Genomic DNA, 19,153 nt, shown 5'->3' with positions numbered 1-19,153 from the left:
TTAGCCACAGGTTGGGAAGAGGCTTTCAGCCGCCGGACTTCTTGGCCTTGTACCCGAGCTTGATCAGCTCGGCCAACAGCAACTCGACGTGATCGCCCTGAATCTCGATAACCCCGTCTTTCAACGCGCCACCGGTGCCACAGCGCTTTTTCAGCGAGGTGGCCAATTCCTTCAGGGCTTCTTCAGCCAGGGGCACGCCGGTGATAGTGGTCACCGTCTTGCCGCCACGGCCTTTGCTCTCGCGACGCACGCGGGCAATACCGTCGCCTTCGGGGATCAGGGTCTGTTTGCAGGTGCACGAATCCACGGGCTGACGACAGTCCGGGCAGTGTCGACCTGCGTCGGTGGAAAATACCAGGCCACCAAGGGCGGCGAAGGATGCGGCTTTTTTGGCCACCGGCAATCCTCTTGGGAGGATGAAGACTGATCGGCGCCGCACAAGGCGGTGACCGACCGCGAAGCCCCACTCAGGCAGGGGCAGCGCTACCGAACCGTCAAGGCCACCACCACTGTAGGAGCGAGCTTGCTCGCGAAGATCGTCAACGATAACGCGGGCATTCAGCCAGCACGCGGTGTCTTGGCGTTTTTCGCGAGCAAGCTCGCTCCTACAGGGTGAAACAATAGCGGTTCGGGTGAAAAGGCGCGCAGTGTAACGGCAAAAAGCCAAGTTGCTAAGAGCCAAATGGCGCCAATTTATACAACTTTAGCGACGTGAGGCGAGATAGCGCCGCAAGCCCTCTTGGGCGTCCGGGCAATAAGACTTTTGCTCGGCCTCTGCAAGCACCGTTTCAATGGATAGAAAACGCGCTTCCATGACCTCTTCAGGCTGCAAACACAGCGGGCCGTCCCATACAGCAGAGTAGGACGTACACCACAGGCGGCTGTCGCCATCTTCAAAGTAAAAATGATCGTGCTCGACCAACTCCACGCCACTCACGCCCAGCTCTTCCGCCAATTCCCGCTGTGCCGACAGGGCATAGCTTTCTCCCGCCGCCACCATCCCACCCGCCGCCGTATCCCAATACCCTGGATACAGCGCCTTGCTCAGCGTGCGCCGGTGCACACACAGCTCGCCTTTGGAATTGAACAGGAAGATAAATGTGCAACGGCCGATCAAGCCGCGCTGGCGCAGGTCGGACCTGACCAGGTGACCGAGCAGGTGGTCCTGCTCGTCGACCCAGCAGATCAGTTCAGCGTCGGAGGCCGCTCGGTGTGCGGCCTCCTTTTGAGTAGCGTCCATCATCAACCCTGGTTGAGGAGCTGACGCAAGTCGATCACTGCAGCGTTTGCCCGGGAAATATAGTTGGCCATCACCAGCGAATGGTTCGCCAGTACGCCGAAGCCACTGCCGTTAAGAATCATAGGACTCCATACCGGTTCTTGCGAGGCCTCCAGCTCACGAATGATCTGGCGCACGCTGACCGTGGCGTTTTTCTTGGCCAGTACGTCGGCAAAATCGACTTCGATGGCACGCAGCAGATGGGACAGGGCCCATGCCTGGCCGCGCGCTTCGTAGAACACGTTGTCGATCTGCATCCATGGGGTTTCCACCACTTCTTCATCGACCTGCGGCACTTCACCCGGCGCCAGCGCCTCGGTTTTCAGCGCAGTGTTCAACTTGACCCGGCCCACGCTGGCGGACAGACGCTGGGACAGCGAGCCCAAACGTGTGGCCACATCGCCCAGCCAGTTGTTGAGGTTGTCGGCACGCGCATAAAACAGCGCGCCGCGCTGGTTCGGGTCAGACAGGCGCGCTTCGTAGCGGCTCAAGGAATTGATGCCTTCCTGGTATTCCGACTCACTGGATGGCAGCACCCAACTCTTGTTGTCGAAGTTGAAGCGCGGCTCGGCCTTGGCCAAGTCAGCGTCTTCAGCCGACTGCGACTGGGAGCGGGCGAAGTCTTTACGCAGGGCGCGGGTAAGGTCACGCACCTGCACCAGCACGCCGTATTCCCAGCTCGGCATGTTGTCCATCCACAAGCCCGGCGGGAAACGATCGTTGGAGATGTAGCCGCCTGGCTTGTTCAGCAAGGTGCCAACCACGGTCTTGAGGGTTTCGACGGTGGTGTAACCCACCACCATCTGCTTGCCTTCCTTCTCGGCGGCAAGCTGGGCATTTTGCTGCACCGGAAACAGCGCCGGCTCTTGGCTCCAGTACCAACCCAGGCCACCGGTGACCAGCAGGTACAAGCCGATGATGCTGAGCAACGCCCGGCTCATCAGCAGGTTGCGAAAATAGCTGCGGTTGGCCGACTTGGGCTCAGGGGCGGGGCCTTTGGCACTGCCTTCGCGGTTTTTCCAGTCCAGCATGGCGATATCCTTTCAATCACTTGAGTTCATGCACGTCAATTGTCCGGGTGCGTTCAGACATTCCGACCACAACCCTACCCCATCGTGCCCATCGGTGCGGGGCTTTTACACGAAACTGGCGCACCAGCGCGCTTGGACTATAAAGGATGCACGCGATTTACGCTGCGCGACCCATTGGTCAATAACTGAATGGCAGGCACGCAGACTTAATTGACGTATGACACTCATCTATCAGAAAAGAGGTGCTAGCATAGAGCCATCAGTCGACCTCAGCATGCACCCTCACAGTAGTCAGGATATGACCGAGTCAGAAGACCCCAGCCGCGAGCGTCTCAAGCAGCACTTTGCCCAGCGGGTAATTCATCAGGCACGTCAAATTCTTGAGATCTGGCAGCGCCTGCAACGCAGCGAGTGGTCGAACGCCGACTTTTCCGAACTCAGCGAAGCCAACCTGCGCCTGCAACGCTTCGCCGAACGCTTCGAACAGCCCGAACACACACAACTGGCACGGCATATCAGTCAATCCTTGCAGGCTGTGGACGAGAACCGTGGCCGTCTGAGCAGCCAACTGATCACCGAGCTCAACCGCTTGATGCAACGCCTGTCCCGCACCGGCCTGCGCCAGGGCGATCAGCTTGAGCAAACCTTCCTGCCGCCGATGCGCAAGCCGATCTATGTGATGCTGGCCGACCATGACCGCGCCGAACGCCTGGCCAAGCAGTTGGAGTTCTTCGGCATGGGCGCCCACGCCCTGGACAGCGTCGCCGCCTTTCGCGCGTCCATGGCCGAGCGTTTGCCGTCGGCGATCGTGATGGACGTGGACTTCTGCGGCACCGGCCTGGGCCTGAAGCTCGCGGCAGAGGCCCAGGAGGGCCTGGAGCAAAAGCTGCCGCTGTTGTTTTTCAGCCTGCACGAAACCGACACCCCGACACGCCTGGCCGCCGTACGCGCCGGCGGCGAAGAGTTCCTGACCGGCACCCTGGAGGCCTCAAGCCTGCTGGAAAAGATCGAAGTGCTAACCTGCGCGGCCCAGTACGAACCGTACAAAGTGCTGATCATCGACGACTCGCGGGCCCAGGCGCTGCACACCGAACGCCTGCTCAACAGTGCCGGCATTGTCACCCGCACATTGACCGAACCGATCCAGGCCATGGCCGAGCTGGCGGATTTCCAGCCCGACCTGATCATCCTCGACATGTACATGCCTGCCTGTACCGGCACCGAACTGGCCAAGGTGATTCGCCACAACGACCGCTACGTCAGTGTGCCGATCATTTACCTGTCGGCCGAGGACGACCTGGATAAACAGCTGGATGCGATGAGCGAGGGCGGTGACGATTTCCTCACCAAACCGATCAAGCCGCGTCACCTGATCACCACTGTGCGCAACCGTGCGTCACGTGCGCGCAACTTGAAGGCACGGATGGTGCGCGACAGCCTGACCGGGCTGTACAACCACACGCATATCCTGCAACTGCTCGAAGATTGCAGCTTCCGCGCACGCCGCGAGAACAAGCCGTTGAGCTTTGCCATGCTCGATATCGACCACTTCAAGCGCGTCAATGACAGCCACGGCCACCCCATGGGCGACCGGGTGATCAAGAGCCTGGCACTGTTTCTCAAGCAGCGTTTGCGCAAGACCGATTACATCGGCCGCTACGGCGGTGAAGAGTTCGCCATCGTGATGCCCGACACCGACCTGGAATCGGCCTGCAAGGTGCTGGACGACATTCGTCGGCGCTTTGCAGAAATCCACTACCCCGCCCAACCGCAGGATTTGTGGTGCACCTTCAGCGCCGGCCTGGTGGAGCTGTGCGACGGTTCCGACAGCTTGATGATGGCCGCCCAGGCTGACGAAGCGCTGTACAGCGCCAAGGACGCCGGACGTAATCGCGTGCAAGCCGCTCGCACATCAAAGCAAAGTGCCATCTTTTCACCAGAATCCACCGATTCGGTCATAACGCTGTAATACAAACGCAATAAATTCAGGCGCTTATCTCTTGCCGTCGGTTGAAACCCCGCATGCGCCTGAAGCTGCTGACCAATCTCAATACCCTTCTGCTGGTGGCTGTGTGCCTGGCCCTCGGGGCGACACTGTGGTGGTCGCAACGGGCGCTGGAGCGTCCGTACTTGTTGATGGAGCGCTACCTCGGGTTGTCCCAGGTCTTTCAAAACCAGGCTGCCCGTAACATCGAGGACTACTTAGCCAGCGGCGATGCCCTGCGCCTGAGCAGTGCAACCCAGAGCCTGGAAAGCCTGCAGCTTCAGCTGGGCGAACTGCCGCCCGACTTGGCGCAAAACCTGCGCCCCAGCCTCATGGACCTGGAGACTTTCAGCAAGACCGACCTGTTGGCCGCCGGTAAATTGGCTGGCGACCCGCAAGCCCTGTTGCTGCAAGCCGAGCGTGAACTGGGCGCGAACCTGGAACAATTGAGCCAGTACGCCAGCGGTGTCAATTCCGCGGAGGCTGCGCATTATATGTCGCCATTGCTCGCAGCCTCACAGCACCTGGGCAAACTGTCCCTGGCCCGCGACAAGCTAGTCAGCAGCGGGCGCGCCGAGTTGGCCGCGGATGTCGAGCGGGAAGTGACCAACCTGCGCACTCAGGCCGACCTGCTTGCGCAGCTGCCCTTATTGGGAATAAAGGCCAGCGCTGAATCCCACACCGATGATTTTTCCGCGTTGATGGGCCTGGAAAATACCGAAAAAACCGAAGCCCAGGACACCGGCATCGACCTCAAGCGCGAACTCAACAGCCTGTTGACCCGCTACCCCGCCGAACTCCAACGCACCCGTGAACAGATCCAGCAACGCGCCGATCTCGCCGCCAGCACCCACCTTAAAATCACCAACGTACAACAGGCCATCGCCGGCCTGGAACCCGTGGTGCGCGCGCAACACGCGAAGATTCAGGGTGAAGTGCGTGTGATGCAGGGGGTGATGATTGGTCTGATCCTGCTGATCGCATTGCTGATCGATACCCTGCAACGCCGCCTGGCGCGCGTGCTGACCAACCTGGCACCCGCCTTGTCGACCTGGGCCGAAGGCGACTTCAGCCAACCGATTGCCCTGGGCAAGACCAACCGTGAACTGCACGATATCGAGGCCTCCCTTAACCGCCTGCGCGCCTACCTGGTGGATCTGGTCGGCACCATCCGTGGCAATGCCGAAGAAGTGGCAGGCAGCAGCCGCGCCCTGGCCGAACTGAGCAGCGGCCTGCACGACGGAGCCGAGCGCCAGGCCGGCGACACCGCGCAAATCCGTGATTCCCTGGGCGAGCTGGAAGCCACCATCCAGCAAGTCGCCGGGGATGCCAGCCAGGCCGCCGGGGCCAGTCGCAGTGCAGGCCAAGCCGTGGAGCAAGGCCAGCGCGTTATCGGCCTGAGCCTCACCGGGCTGCATGCGCTGGTAGGCGAAGTGCAGCAAAACGCGCAGATGATCGAGAAACTTGCCGAAGAGTCCGCCACCATCGGCGGCGTGCTCACGGTGATTCGCTCGATTGCCGACCAGACCAACCTGCTGGCGCTCAACGCCGCTATCGAAGCCGCCCGCGCCGGTGAAGCCGGACGTGGTTTCGCCGTGGTAGCCGACGAAGTGCGCTCCCTGGCCCAGCGTACTGCCGGCGCCACCGCCGAAATCCAGGGCCTGATCGCCGGCCTGCAAAGCGCCGCGCACCAGTCGGTAGAAGGCATGCGCGCCCAGGTCGAACACGCCGAAGCCACCGCCCAGCAGGCCCAGGCGGCGGATGGCGCGCTGGATGAAATCGTCGGGGCGATCCAGACCATCTCGGATACCGCCGTACGCATTGCCGATGTGACCGCGCAGCAGAGTGGCGCCGTGAGCGAGATACGCGACAACAGTGAGCGGATTCATCAATTGGGTGAGGATAATTTGCTGCGTATTGGCCAGGGCCGTAGCCAGGGCGAGCACCTGCTGGTACTGGGTGGGCAACTGACTACCGCCGTGCAAGCCTTCCGCGTCTAACCCGATCCGGCCCTCTATGAAGACCGCAATGTGGCTGATCGTTCCCACGCTCCGCGTGGGAATGTCGCCCCAGACGCTCCGCGTCCCGCTTTAAAGCCGTGACGCAGAGCGTCACTGGATGCGTGCCCACGCGGAGCGTGGGTGCGATCAGCTCCCACACTGACCAAATGCCGTCTCCCAGTCACAAATTTTGCGCAATCCTCGCTAATCGTGCCGGCTACTGCATAGAACTGGACAGTCACAAAGGCTTTGCGGCATAGTCGCCGGGTTCTGACGCACCCACACCAATAACAAGGAACAGCCAATGGCGACCTTACTGGTTCTTCACGGACCCAACCTGAACCTGCTTGGCACCCGCGAACCGGGCGTCTACGGGGCAGTGACCCTGGACCAGATCAACCTCGACCTGGAAAAGCGGGCCCGTGAAGCCGGCCACCATTTGCTCTACCTGCAAAGCAATGCCGAGTATGAATTGATTGATCGCATCCATGCCGCGCGCGGCGAAGGCGTGGACTTTATTCTGATCAATCCCGCCGCTTTTACGCACACAAGCGTTGCATTACGTGACGCGCTGCTGGCGGTGAGCATCCCATTCATCGAAGTGCATTTATCGAACGTGCACAAACGCGAAGCTTTCCGCCATCACTCTTACTTCTCCGACGTAGCGGTAGGAGTGATCTGCGGCCTTGGCGCCAGCGGTTACCGACTGGCCCTGGAGGCCGCCCTGGAACACATTGAAGAACAGGCTAAACGCCCCTGACCGACCCTTGGGAGTTGATGATTCATGGATATCCGTAAAGTTAAGAAACTGATCGAACTGCTGGAAGAATCCGGTATCGACGAGCTGGAAATCAAGGAAGGCGAAGAGTCCGTACGGATCAGCCGTCACAGCAAGACCCCGGCCCAACAGTTCTACGCGCCACAGATGCAAGCACCGGCTCCAGCCGCCGCAGCTCCGGCTGCCGCACCTGCCGCCGCCGCTGCACCTGCCGCCCCAGCCGCTCCTGCGCTGAACGGCTTCGTGGTCAAGTCGCCAATGGTCGGTACTTTCTACCGCACCCCGGCACCGACCTCGCCAGCCTTCGTTGAAGTGGGCAAGGCCGTGAAAGTGGGCGACACCATCTGCATCGTTGAAGCGATGAAAATGATGAACCACATCACCGCGGAAAAAGCCGGCGTCATTGAATCCATCCTGGTAGAAAACGGTCAGCCGGTTGAGTACGACCAGCCGCTGTTCACCATCGTTTGAACCGCGGAGCGCCTTCGATGTTGAAACCTGCGAAGAAACTGCAAAAAGTCCTGATCGCCAACCGCGGCGAGATCGCGCTGCGTATCCTGCGCGCCTGTAAGGAAGAGGGCATCAAGACCGTCGCTGTTTACTCGACGGCCGATACCGAATTGATGCACGTGAAACTGGCGGACGAAAGCATCTGCATCGGCCCGCCACTGGCCACGAACTCGTACCTGAAAGTCTCGAATATCATCGCCGCGGCAGAAGTGACCGGCGCCGATGGCATCCACCCGGGCTACGGCTTCCTCGCGGAAAACGCCGACTTCGCCGAACAAGTGGAAAAATCCGGGTTTGCCTTCATCGGCCCGAAAGCCGAAACCATTCGCCTGATGGGCGACAAGGTCTCGGCCAAGGACGCCATGATCGCGGCCGGTGTGCCCACCGTTCCAGGCTCCGACGGCCCACTGCCTGAAGACGAGGAAACCGCTCTGCGCATTGGTCGCGAAGTCGGCTACCCGGTGATCATCAAGGCCGCCGGTGGCGGTGGTGGTCGCGGCATGCGCGTGGTGCACAAGGAAGAAGACCTGATCGAAGCCGCCAAGCAGACCCGCTCCGAAGCGGGCGCCTGGTTCGGCAACCCGATGGTCTACCTGGAGAAGTACCTGACCAACCCACGCCACGTGGAGGTCCAGGTACTGTCCGACGGCCAGGGCCACGCCATCCACCTGGGTGATCGCGATTGCTCGCTGCAACGTCGCCACCAGAAGGTACTGGAAGAAGCCCCGGCACCGGGCCTGGACGAGAAAGCCCGCCAGGAAGTACTGGCGCGTTGCGTCAAGGCGTGCATCGACATCAACTACCGTGGCGCCGGTACCTTCGAGTTCCTCTACGAAAACGGCCGCTTCTACTTCATCGAGATGAACACTCGTGTGCAGGTAGAGCACCCGGTATCGGAGATGGTCACCGGTATCGACATCGTCAAGGAGATGCTGAGCATCGCAGCCGGTAACGTGCTGTCCTTCACCCAGGACGACGTGAAGATGCACGGCCACTCCCTGGAGTGCCGCATCAACGCCGAAGACCCGAAAACCTTTATCCCAAGCCCTGGCCTGGTCAAGCATTTCCACGCGCCCGGCGGCAACGGCGTACGTGTGGATTCGCACCTGTACAGCGGCTACAAGGTTCCGTCCAACTACGACTCGCTGATCGGCAAGCTGATCACCTGGGGCGCCACTCGCGACGAGGCCATGGCCCGTATGCGCAACGCCCTGGACGAAATCGTGGTCGACGGCATCAAGACCAACATCCCGCTGCATCGGGATCTGGTTCGTGATGAAGGCTTCTGCGAAGGTGGTGTGAACATTCACTACCTGGAACACAAGCTGGCCAACCAGTAAGTGCTCCACCCAACAAAACCGCCTTCGGGCGGTTTTGTTGTTTATGGGCCACCGCCCCCTGATCGTTCCCACGCTCCGCGTGGGAACGCCTCTTGTGGCGCTCCGCACCACGCCTTAACAACGGGACGCGGAGCGTCCGAGGCGGCATTCCCACGCCGAGCGTGGGAGCGATCGTCGGCGCAGTCGTCTTCTGGCTTGCTCTCGCGTAAACTTGCGCGCTTTCGCGGCCTGCCCGCCGCACATTCATTTTTTTCAAAGGTGCCCGCCATGCCTTGGCTGCAAGTCCGTCTCGCCATCAGCCCAGAACAAGCCGAAACCTACGAAGACGCGTTCCTCGAAGTGGGCGCCGTGTCGGTGACCTTCATGGACGCCGAAGACCAGCCGATTTTCGAGCCGGAACTCAACACCACGCCGCTGTGGTCCCACACCCACTTGCTGGCCCTGTTCGAGGACGGCACCGACGCCGCCGCCGTGCTGGCCCATATGGAACTGCTCACCGGCGGCCCGCTGCCCGAGCATCACAGCGAAGTCATCGAAGACCAGGACTGGGAACGCAGCTGGATGGACAACTTCCAGCCCATGCGTTTCGGCCAGCGCCTGTGGATCGTGCCAAGCTGGCACGCCGCGCCCGAGCCAGACGCCGTCAACCTGCTGCTGGACCCGGGCCTTGCATTCGGTACCGGCACGCACCCGACCACCGCCCTGTGCCTGGAATGGCTGGACGGCCAGGACCTGACCGACAGCAACGTACTGGACTTCGGCTGCGGCTCGGGGATCCTGGCCATCGCCGCCCTGCTGCTGGGCGCCAAGGAGGCCGTGGGCACCGATATCGACGTGCAGGCCCTGGAAGCCTCCCGCGATAACGCCGGGCGCAACAACATTGCCGAAGGCAAATTCCCACTCTACCTGCCTGAGGACCTGCCCCAGGTTCAGGCCGATGTGCTGGTGGCCAATATCCTCGCCGGGCCACTGGTGTCGCTGGCGCCGCAACTGTCGAGCCTGGTCAAGCCGGGCGGGCGCCTGGCGCTGTCGGGCATCCTCGCCGAGCAAGGTGAAGACGTGGCTGCGGCCTACGCCAAAGACTTCGAGCTGGACCCGATCGCCAACCGTGATGGCTGGGTACGCATCAGCGGTCGTCGGCGCTAGAATGAGCGCTTGCCTGAATCGGATGGCCGCATGACCGACAGTTTCGTCACCCAGTGCCCACATTGCCAATCGCGCTTTCGCGTCAACCACGCTCAATTGAGCGTGGCCCGCGGCGTGGTGCGTTGCGGCTCGTGCCTGCAAGTGTTCAACGCCGCTCGCCAGTTGCTGGAGCAACGTGCCCAGGCGTCTGCGCCGGAACCTGAAGCGCCGACAACCCCCGAACCGATTGGCGAAGCACCTCCCGAGCCACCACGGGCCATCAGCCAGAAACAGTGGACGGCCGAAGAGCTGGACCTGGATAACCTGGACAAGGAACTGGCCAAGCTGGAACGTCGCGAGATCCAACATACCCAGGCCTTGGGTGCGGAACGACGCCAGCCAGGTGCCGACCGCCGGCAAAAGGAAGAGTCCTTCAGCGCCAGCCGCGATACGGTCAAGGCCGAGGAAGAAAAGTGGGCGGCCAGCCTGTTCAGTGAGCCACCCGAAGAGCGCGCCCAGGCACCAGAAGAAGAGCCCGAGCCGGTTAAGGCACCTGCGTCCAAACAGCGCACCGAACCGTCCATGTCGGCCCACGTCGACGAACTCGATGACGAACCAGCTCTGCACGCCACTACCGTGGATGACGACCTCGACCCGCCGCTGACACCCACCCGCGACGAGCACGATGAGCCTGAACCCGAAGACCGCGCACAGCCGCGCCGCAAGCGCGCGCGAACGGAGGCTGGTGTACACGACGAGTTACTCCAGGACCTGGAAGACGACCCCCTGCACCTGTATGCGCAGAAGCGTCCGTCAAGCTGGGGTCGCCGTCTGGTCTGGATATTGTTGGTGGTACTCGCCGCTGCCGGTCTGGCCGGCCAGTACATCGCCTACCAATTCGACGACCTGGCCCGCCAGGACGCCTACCGTCCCTGGTTCCAGGCGTTATGCCCGAAACTGGGGTGCACCGTGCCATCGCGGGTCGACATTACTCACATAAAGAGCAGCAATCTGGTGGTGCGCAGCCACCCCGAATTCGCCGGGGCGCTGGTGGTCGATGCCATCCTCTATAACCGTGCGACCTTCTCCCAGCCCTTCCCGCTGCTGGAGTTGCGCTTTGCGGACTTGAACGGCAGCCTGATTGCCAGTCGTCGCTTCAAGCCCGCCGAATACCTCAGCGGCGAGTTGGCTGGCGTCAGCGAAATGCCCTCGCAGACGCCTATCCACATCTCCCTGGACATTCTTGATCCGGGCAATAGAGCCGTGAACTACAGCCTGAGCTTCCACTCGCCCGAGTAAAACGGCGTGCCCACCGAGGTTTGACGGCGGATTATTGACTTGACCGCCGTCAACCAAACCGATGGCGATAAAAAAGTAACTGTTCAGATTTTATCCAATTCAGCCTTTAACCAGTCATCGAGAGCGGGTATCATGCCAACCCTTTTTCGAACTCTAATGATCCGGCCCCACAACAGGGAAGTCCTATGTCGGCGGTACGCATCGGCCCATACACATTGCAAAACGGCTTGATCCTCGCCCCGATGGCGGGTGTCACCGACCAGCCCTTTCGTCAGCTGTGCAAGCGTCTGGGCGCGGGTCTAGTAGTCTCTGAAATGGTTACCAGCGACATGAGTCTGTGGAACACCCGCAAGTCGCGGATGCGCATGATCCACGAAGGTGATCCCGAGCCACGCTCGGTGCAGATCGCCGGGGGCGATGCGCAGATGCTGGCGGATGCCGCACGGGCCAATGTGGAGCTGGGTGCACAGATCATCGACATCAACATGGGCTGCCCGGCCAAGAAGGTTTGCAACAAGGCCGCCGGTTCCGCACTGTTGAAAGATGAGCAGTTGGTCGCCGAGATCCTGCAGGCCGTTGTTGGCGCAGTGGATGTACCGGTGACCCTTAAGATTCGTACCGGTTGGGACCGGGACAACAAGAATGGCCTGACGGTGGCGAAGATCGCTGAACAGGCAGGCATTACAGCGCTGGCGGTGCATGGCCGTACCCGCGCCGACCTTTATACCGGTGAAGCCGAGTACGACACCATTGCCGCGATCAAGCAGGCCGTGTCGATGCCCGTCTTTGCCAATGGCGACATCGACAGTGCCGAGAAAGCCCGGCGCGTGCTGCACGCGACCGGTGCCGATGGCTTGTTGATTGGCCGGGCCGCCCAGGGGCGGCCGTGGATTTTTCGTGAAATCGAGCATTTCCTGCGTACCGGTGAAGTCTTGCCGGCACCAGAGTTGGTCGAGGTGGAACGTATTCTGCTAGAGCATCTGGCCGCCCTGCACGCCTTTTATGGGGACGTGATGGGAGTACGCATTGCTCGCAAGCATGTCGGCTGGTATCTCGCCACCTTGCCGGGCGCCAAGGAATTCCGCGCTCAGTTCAATCGTTTGGATGAAACGCAGGCACAGGTCGCCACCGTTCGTGAGTTCTTCGCCGGACGCGACAAGAGCCTGGGAACAGGGGATGGAGAAGGGGTGGCCGCATGACGATGATGACCGAGACTTTAGTGAGTGGAACAACACCCGTGAGCGACAATGTCAATTTGAAACAGCACCTCAACACGCCGAGCGAAGAAGGCCAGACCCTTCGCGGGAGTGTCGAGAAGGCGCTGCACAATTATTTCGCCCACCTTGAGGGCGCTTCCGTCACGGATGTGTACAACCTGGTGCTCTCCGAAGTAGAGGCGCCCTTGCTCGAAAGCGTGATGAACTACGTCAAGGGCAACCAGACCAAAGCCAGTGAGCTGCTGGGCCTCAACCGTGGCACGTTGCGCAAAAAGCTCAAGCAGTACGATTTGCTGTAAGCATTCAATCAAACCAGAAAGGCGCCCGCGTAAAACCGGTCGCCTTTTTTGCTGACTTCCTTTGCTTTTGATGGAAATTGAGATGACCGACCAGACCACCCGCCTGCCGATCCGCCGTGCCTTGATCAGTGTTTCCGACAAGACCGGGATCCTTGAATTTGCCCGGGAGCTGGAAGCCCTGGGTGTGGAAATCCTCTCCACGGGCGGGACCTTCAAACTGCTGCAGGACAACGGCGTGGCCGCAGTGGAAGTCGCGGACTACACCGGTTTCGCAGAGATGATGGACGGTCGCGTCAAGACCCTGCACCCGAAAATTCACGGCGGCATCCTTGGCCGTCGCGGCATCGACGACGCCATCATGACCGAGCACGGCATCAAGCCGATCGACCTGGTGGCCGTTAACCTCTACCCGTTCGAAGCCACCATCAACAAGCCAGGTTGCGACCTGCCGACCGCCATCGAAAACATCGATATCGGCGGCCCGACCATGGTGCGCTCGGCGGCCAAGAACCATAAGGACGTGGCCATCGTGGTCAATGCCGGCGACTACGCCAACGTCCTGGAAAACCTCAAGGCCGGTGGCCTGACCTACGCCCAGCGCTTCGACCTGATGCTCAAGGCGTTCGAACACACCGCCGCCTATGACGGCATGATCGCCAACTACATGGGCACCGTGAACCAAGCGGCTGACACCCTGAGCACAGAAGGTCGCAGCCAGTTCCCGCGCACCTTCAACAGCCAGTTCATCAAGGCCCAGGAAATGCGCTACGGCGAGAACCCGCACCAGAGTGCGGCGTTCTACGTGGAAGCCAAGCCGGCCGAAGTGGGCATCGCCACCGCCACTCAACTGCAAGGCAAAGAACTCTCCTACAACAACGTGGCCGACACTGACGCCGCGCTGGAATGCGTAAAGAGCTTCGTCAAGCCGGCCTGCGTGATCGTCAAGCACGCCAACCCGTGCGGCGTGGCAGTCAGCCCGGACGCTGAAGGCGGTATCCGCCAGGCGTACGAACTGGCCTACGCCACCGACACCGAATCCGCATTCGGCGGCATCATTGCCTTCAACCGCGAACTGGATGCCGAGACCGCCAAGGCCATCGTCGAGCGTCAGTTCGTCGAAGTGATCATCGCCCCAAGCGTCAGCGAAGAAGCCCGCGCCATCGTCGCCGCCAAAACCAACGTGCGCCTGCTGGCCTGTGGCGAGTGGTCGGCAGACCGCGCCGCGGCCTGGGACTACAAGCGCGTCAATGGCGGCCTGCTGGTACAGAGCCGCGACATCGGCATGATCGGCAGCGATGACCTGAAAGTCGTGACCAAGCGCGCGCCGACCGAGCAAGAGATCAACGACCTGATCTTCGCCTGGAAAGTGGCCAAATACGTCAAGTCCAACGCCATCGTCTACGCCAAGAACCGCCAGACCATCGGTGTCGGCGCCGGCCAGATGAGCCGCGTGAACTCGGCACGTATCGCCGCGATCAAGGCTGAGCACGCTGGTTTGCAGGTGGTGGGTTCGGTGATGGCTTCCGATGCGTTCTTCCCGTTCCGTGACGGCCTGGACAACGCCGCGAAAGGAGGCGTGACCGCCGTGATCCAACCAGGCGGTTCGATGCGTGATGCAGAAGTCATCGCCGCTGCTGATGAAGCTGGCATTGCGATGGTCTTCACCGGCATGCGCCACTTCCGCCACTGATTGATCGTTCCCACGCTCCGCGTGGGAACGCAGCCAGGGACGCTCCGCGTCCCTCGGACGCAGAGCGTCCGTAGAGGCATTCCCACGCAGAGCGTGGGAACGATCATCCTAACGAGGTTTTTGAAATGAATGTTTTGATCATTGGCAGCGGTGGCCGTGAACACGCCCTGGCCTGGAAAGTAGCCCAGGACCCACGCGTGCAGAAAGTCTTCGTTGCTCCCGGCAACGCCGGCACCGCCATCGAAGCCAAGTGTGAAAACGTCGCCATCGACGTGCTGGCCCTGGAGCAGTTGGCGGATTTTGCCGAAAAGAATGTTTCCCTGACCATCGTCGGCCCGGAAGTGCCACTGGTAGCAGGCGTCGTCGATCTGTTCCGCAGCCGTGGCCTGGATTGCTTTGGCCCTACCGCTGGCGCCGCCCAGCTGGAAGGCTCGAAAGCCTTTACCAAGGACTTCCTGGCTCGCCACAAGATCCCGACGGCCGACTACCAGAACTTCACCGAGATCGAACCGGCCCTGGCTTACCTGCGTGAGAAAGGCGCACCGATCGTGATCAAGGCCGATGGCCTGGCTGCCGGCAAAGGCGTGATCGTCGCCATGACCCTGCAGGAAGCCGAAGACGCCGTGCGCGACATGCTCGCCGGCAATGCCTTTGGTGACGCCGGTTCACGCGTAGTCATCGAGGAGTTCCTCGACGGCGAGGAAGCCAGTTTTATCGTGATGGTCGACGGCAAGAACGTATTGCCGATGGCCACCAGCCAGGACCACAAGCGCGTCGGCAACGGCGACAGTGGCCCGAACACCGGCGGCATGGGTGCCTACTCCCCGGCACCCGTTGTCACCGCCGACGTCCACCAGCGCGTCATGGACCTGGTAATCTGGCCAACCGTGCGCGGCATGGCGGATGAAGGCAACGTGTACACCGGTTTCCTCTATGCCGGCCTGATGATCGACAAAGCCGGTAACCCCAAAGTCATCGAGTTCAACTGCCGCTTCGGCGATCCGGAAACCCAACCGGTGATGCTGCGCCTGCAATCGAGCCTGGTGCTGCTGGTGGAAGCCGCCCTCGCCCAGGCCCTGGACAAGGTCGAAGCGCAGTGGGACCCACGTCCTAGCGTTGGGATTGTGCTGGCGGCCGGTGGCTACCCCGCCGACTACGCCAAGGGCGATGTGATCGAAGGCCTCGACGCCGCCGCTGCGCTGGAAGGCAAGGTGTTCCATGCAGGCACCGCGCTCAAGGACGGCAAAGTTGTAACCGCCGGTGGCCGCGTGTTGTGCGCCACCGCGATGGGTGCCAGTGTCGATGCCGCGCAACAACAGGCATACAAACTGGCGGCGAAAATCGACTGGAAGGGCTGCTTCTACCGCACCGACATTGGCTACCGTGCCATTGCCCGCGAACGCGGTGAGAACAACTGAGCAGCTACACTTGCAGTAGCTATCCGTTCGGTTAGGTAAGGGCCTTTGGCCCTTGCCGTACCCTGTTGCCCCGCGCATAGTTAACCCGTGCATCCACCTACCGAAGGGATTTCGCCGTGCGCTGGCTCAGGATCGCCATAGGTTTCACAATCAGTCTGCTGACCCTGCTCTGCTTGCTACCGGCCCAGGCCGCTGCGCAAGGCAGTGGCTGGGCAGTATTGCTTGATGAACAGGCCGACCTGCAACTGAGCGATATCCGTTCCGCCCGCTATACCAATCAATTCAGCCCCATCGAACTGGACCGGATCACCGCCGCGCAGCCGGACGGTGCGTTGTGGGTGCGTTTCAGGTTGCAGCCCGGCAAGCACGAACAAGTGCTGCGGGTGTTCGCCCCGGACCTCTCCAGCCTGAGCCTGTATGTGCTGGACGGCGACACCCTGGTGGAGCAACAAACCACCGGCACACGCCAACCCCAGGCTGAGCGCTCGTTGCCCAGCAGTGACTTCATGCTGCCGATGCCTCAGAGCCAACGGCCACTGGAGGTATACCTGCGCCTGGTCTCGGAACACGAGCTGCGCCCTTACATCACCCTGGAACCAGCGGTGCTGGCCGCCGCCAACCAGAACCAGACGCTGATCTACGGCCTGCTGTTCGGCGTGCTGTCGATGCTGATCCTGCACAACCTCACGCGCTTCGCCTACCACCGCTCGCGCAGCAGCCTGTGGCTGGCCGCGTGCGAGTTCCTGTTGATGCTCAGCCTGGCGCTGTTGCTCAACCTGGTGGGGCCATGGCTGCCGAACTGGCACGCAATCCAGACCCCCGGTGCCTACCTGGCCCTGCTGCTGACCGCACCCTGTGGGCTGATGTTCGCCTACCGCTTCTTCATGCCCCTGGGCCCGCACCCGCTGAACAAAGTGTTGATGGCCGACATCCTGCTGATCATCCTGTGCGGCCTGCTCCTGTTGTTCGTCAACACCTTGCCGCTGAACATCATCACCTATGCCCTGGTCGCGCTGGCGGGCCTGAGCATGCTGTTTGTCTCGGCCTATCACTGGCAAAAAGGCTACCGCCCGGCGCGCTTGTTCGTGGCGGCCATGGTGGTATTCAACATCGGCACGCTGATCATTCTGCCCGCACTGCTCGGCCTTACCCTGGTGGCGCCACAGGGGCTGATCGTCACCCTGTTGAGCTTTATCTGCCTCAGTGGCCTGCTGATGAGCCTGGCCCTCGGCGAGCGCCAGCGCGCCATTGTCGAAACCCGTTTCAGCCTGAGCCGCGACCTGGCGGCCAGCAATGCCGAAATCGCCGCCAAAGCCGAGTTCCTGGCGAAGATCAGCCACGAAATCCGCACGCCCATGAACGGTGTGCTGGGCATGACCGAGTTGCTGCTGGGCACGCCGTTGTCGGTGAAGCAACGCGACTATGTGCAGACCATCCACAGCGCCGGTAATGAGTTGCTCACCCTGATCAACGAGATTCTCGACATTTCCAAGCTCGAATCCGGGCAGATCGAACTCGATGATGTGCAGTTCGATCTCAATGCATTGATCGACGACTGCCTGAGCATCTTCCGCGCCAAGGCCGAGCAACAGAATGTCGAGCTGATCAGCTTCATCCAACCCCAGGTACCACGAGTGATCAGCGGTGACCCGACGCGACTGCGCCAGGCTTTACTGAGCCTTCTGGAAAACGCCCTGCACAAAACCGATGAAGGCGAAGTGCTGATCGTTGTCGCCCTGGATGAGCGCAGCACCAAGCCACGCCTGCGCATTGCCGTGCAAGACAGCGGCGTGCCCATGGAAGCTGCCGAACGCGACGCCCTGTTGCACAGCGAACTGCACAGCAAGAACTTCCTTTCGGCGACGCGCTTGAGCGGCCACTTGGGCTTGGTCATCGCACGCCAGCTGATCTTGTTGATGAACGGCGAGTTCGGCGTCAAGAGTGGGAGCCACCAGGGCAGTACCCTGTGGCTGACCCTGCCGCTGGACCCGGAACGCCTGGAACACCCGACCAGCGACCTCGACGGCCCGCTCAAGGACGCCCGCGTGCTGGTGGTGGACGACAACGACACCTGCCGCAAAGTCCTGGTGCAACAATGCACGGCCTGGGGCCTGAACGTCAGCGCCGTGCCTTCGGGCAAGGAGGCCCTGGCGCTGCTGCGCACCAAGGCGCACCTGCGTGATTATTTCGACGTGGTACTGCTGGACCAGAACATGCCAGGCATGACCGGCATGCAACTGGCGGCGAAAATCAAGGAAGACCCGAGCCTGAACCACGACATCCTGCTGATCATGCTCACCGGAATCAGTAACGCACCGAGCAAGATCATTGCGCGCAACTGCGGGATCAAGCGCATCCTCGCCAAACCGGTGGCTGGCTACACCCTCAAGACCACCCTGGCCGATGAACTGGCCCAGCGCAGCAAAGGCGCCCCCGTAGCACGCCCGGCCCCCAGCGCACCGGCAGCCATGACCGTGCCCAGCGATTTCCGCATCCTGGTAGCCGAAGACAACAGCATTTCCACCAAAGTGATTCGCGGCATGCTCGGCAAGCTCAATCTCGACCCGGACACCGCCAGCAACGGCGAAGAAGCGCTGCAAGCGATGAAAGCCCAGCGCTATGACCTGGTATTGATGGACTGCGAAATGCCGATTCTCGATGGCTTCTCCGCCACACAGCAACTGCGGGCATGGGAAGTCAGCCACCAACGCGTGCGCACGCCAGTGGTGGCGCTCACCGCGCATATCCTGTCGGAACACAAAGAACGCGCACGCCAGGCAGGCATGGACGGGCATATGGCCAAGCCGGTGGAACTGTCGCAGTTGCGCGAGCTGGTGGACTACTGGGTGGCGCAGCGCCAACAGCGCCCTGAGCACAGCACCCTTTCCTGATGATCGTTCCCACGCTCCGCGTGGGAATGCCACCCGGGACGCTCCGCGTCCTGCTTGAACGCGACGCAGAGCGTCACTGGATGCATTCCCACGCAGAGCGTGGGAACGATCACACCCACCACTATCGCAGGCAAGCCAGCTCTCACATTTGATCTGTGTCGGATAGACTCCTCCACACTTTCCCCGCCCGCGAGCCGCCCCCATGCTCCATGTGTTATTCAGCGTTTACCTGAAGATACTGGTGCTCTACAGCCCGTGATGATCGTTCCCACGCTCCGCGTGGGAATGCCGC

Annotated in this window: 15 protein-coding genes; 12 read left to right on the top strand and 3 right to left on the bottom strand. The window is 61.4% G+C overall.

What is annotated here, in order from left to right; all coding sequences use genetic code 11:
* Positions 1 to 25 precede the first annotated feature (25 nt).
* From BT204_RS05870 to BT204_RS05860, 3 genes are all read right to left on the bottom strand, one after another.
* Entirely contained in the window at positions 26 to 397 is a 372-nt protein-coding gene (locus BT204_RS05870; RefSeq protein ID WP_003188201.1) for a translation initiation factor Sui1, read from the bottom strand.
* Between the two features lie 306 nt (positions 398 to 703).
* The gene (locus tag BT204_RS05865; protein ID WP_054918781.1) at positions 704 to 1,240 is read right to left on the bottom strand and encodes an NUDIX hydrolase; all 537 of its coding nucleotides are present in this window, start codon (positions 1,238 to 1,240) and stop codon (positions 704 to 706) included.
* Positions 1,241 to 1,242: 2 nt separating this feature from the next.
* Complete coding sequence (locus BT204_RS05860; RefSeq protein WP_003188197.1) at positions 1,243 to 2,310, bottom strand: DUF2333 family protein; 1,068 nt, start codon at positions 2,308 to 2,310, stop codon at positions 1,243 to 1,245.
* 298 nt (positions 2,311 to 2,608) lie between these two features.
* On the opposite strand from BT204_RS05860, the gene BT204_RS05855 reads away from it, so the two are divergent.
* From BT204_RS05855 to BT204_RS05800, 12 genes are all read left to right on the top strand, one after another.
* Positions 2,609 to 4,279, top strand: a complete 1,671-nt coding sequence (locus BT204_RS05855) for a response regulator (protein ID WP_072445945.1) — start codon at positions 2,609 to 2,611, stop codon at positions 4,277 to 4,279.
* Positions 4,280 to 4,332: 53 nt separating this feature from the next.
* The gene (locus BT204_RS05850) at positions 4,333 to 6,294 is read left to right on the top strand and encodes a methyl-accepting chemotaxis protein (RefSeq protein WP_072445943.1); all 1,962 of its coding nucleotides are present in this window, start codon (positions 4,333 to 4,335) and stop codon (positions 6,292 to 6,294) included.
* Positions 6,295 to 6,598: 304 nt separating this feature from the next.
* Positions 6,599 to 7,054, top strand: a complete 456-nt coding sequence (gene aroQ / locus BT204_RS05845; RefSeq protein ID WP_003188192.1) for a type II 3-dehydroquinate dehydratase — start codon at positions 6,599 to 6,601, stop codon at positions 7,052 to 7,054.
* A gap of 24 nt (positions 7,055 to 7,078) precedes the next feature.
* A complete protein-coding gene (gene accB, locus BT204_RS05840) occupies positions 7,079 to 7,543 on the top strand; it encodes an acetyl-CoA carboxylase biotin carboxyl carrier protein (RefSeq protein WP_054918788.1) in 465 nt (154 codons plus the stop codon).
* Positions 7,544 to 7,560: 17 nt separating this feature from the next.
* Positions 7,561 to 8,922 carry an acetyl-CoA carboxylase biotin carboxylase subunit gene (gene accC / locus BT204_RS05835; protein ID WP_003188188.1) on the top strand — a complete coding sequence of 454 codons (1,362 nt, stop codon included), beginning with the start codon at positions 7,561 to 7,563 and terminating at the stop codon, positions 8,920 to 8,922.
* A 267-nt stretch (positions 8,923 to 9,189) separates the two neighbouring features.
* Complete coding sequence (gene prmA, locus BT204_RS05830) at positions 9,190 to 10,068, top strand: 50S ribosomal protein L11 methyltransferase (RefSeq protein WP_034134793.1); 879 nt, start codon at positions 9,190 to 9,192, stop codon at positions 10,066 to 10,068.
* Between the two features lie 30 nt (positions 10,069 to 10,098).
* Positions 10,099 to 11,346 carry a DUF3426 domain-containing protein gene (locus BT204_RS05825; protein WP_072445941.1) on the top strand — a complete coding sequence of 416 codons (1,248 nt, stop codon included), beginning with the start codon at positions 10,099 to 10,101 and terminating at the stop codon, positions 11,344 to 11,346.
* A gap of 185 nt (positions 11,347 to 11,531) precedes the next feature.
* Positions 11,532 to 12,545 carry a tRNA dihydrouridine synthase DusB gene (dusB, locus tag BT204_RS05820; protein WP_034126416.1) on the top strand — a complete coding sequence of 338 codons (1,014 nt, stop codon included), beginning with the start codon at positions 11,532 to 11,534 and terminating at the stop codon, positions 12,543 to 12,545.
* Positions 12,542 to 12,862: a DNA-binding transcriptional regulator Fis gene (gene fis, locus BT204_RS05815; protein WP_002555375.1), complete on the top strand. Its 321-nt coding sequence runs from the start codon at positions 12,542 to 12,544 to the stop codon at positions 12,860 to 12,862. Before dusB ends, fis begins: the two co-directional genes overlap by 4 nt.
* 82 nt (positions 12,863 to 12,944) lie before the next feature.
* Positions 12,945 to 14,552, top strand: coding sequence for a bifunctional phosphoribosylaminoimidazolecarboxamide formyltransferase/IMP cyclohydrolase (gene purH / locus BT204_RS05810; RefSeq protein ID WP_072445939.1), 1,608 nt, complete (start codon positions 12,945 to 12,947; stop codon positions 14,550 to 14,552).
* A gap of 125 nt (positions 14,553 to 14,677) precedes the next feature.
* On the top strand, positions 14,678 to 15,970 hold the full coding sequence (purD, locus tag BT204_RS05805) for a phosphoribosylamine--glycine ligase (protein WP_014716727.1): 1,293 nt from the start codon (positions 14,678 to 14,680) through the stop codon (positions 15,968 to 15,970).
* A 116-nt stretch (positions 15,971 to 16,086) separates the two neighbouring features.
* A complete protein-coding gene (locus tag BT204_RS05800) occupies positions 16,087 to 18,861 on the top strand; it encodes a hybrid sensor histidine kinase/response regulator (RefSeq protein WP_034126413.1) in 2,775 nt (924 codons plus the stop codon).
* Positions 18,862 to 19,153: the final 292 nt, after the last annotated feature.

Source organism: Pseudomonas sp. NFPP02 (assembly GCF_900119355.1).
Taxonomy (GTDB): Bacteria; Pseudomonadota; Gammaproteobacteria; order Pseudomonadales; family Pseudomonadaceae; genus Aquipseudomonas; species Aquipseudomonas paracarnis.
Note: the sequence above shows the minus strand (reverse complement) of the source record. Positions and strands in the feature narration are given on the sequence as shown.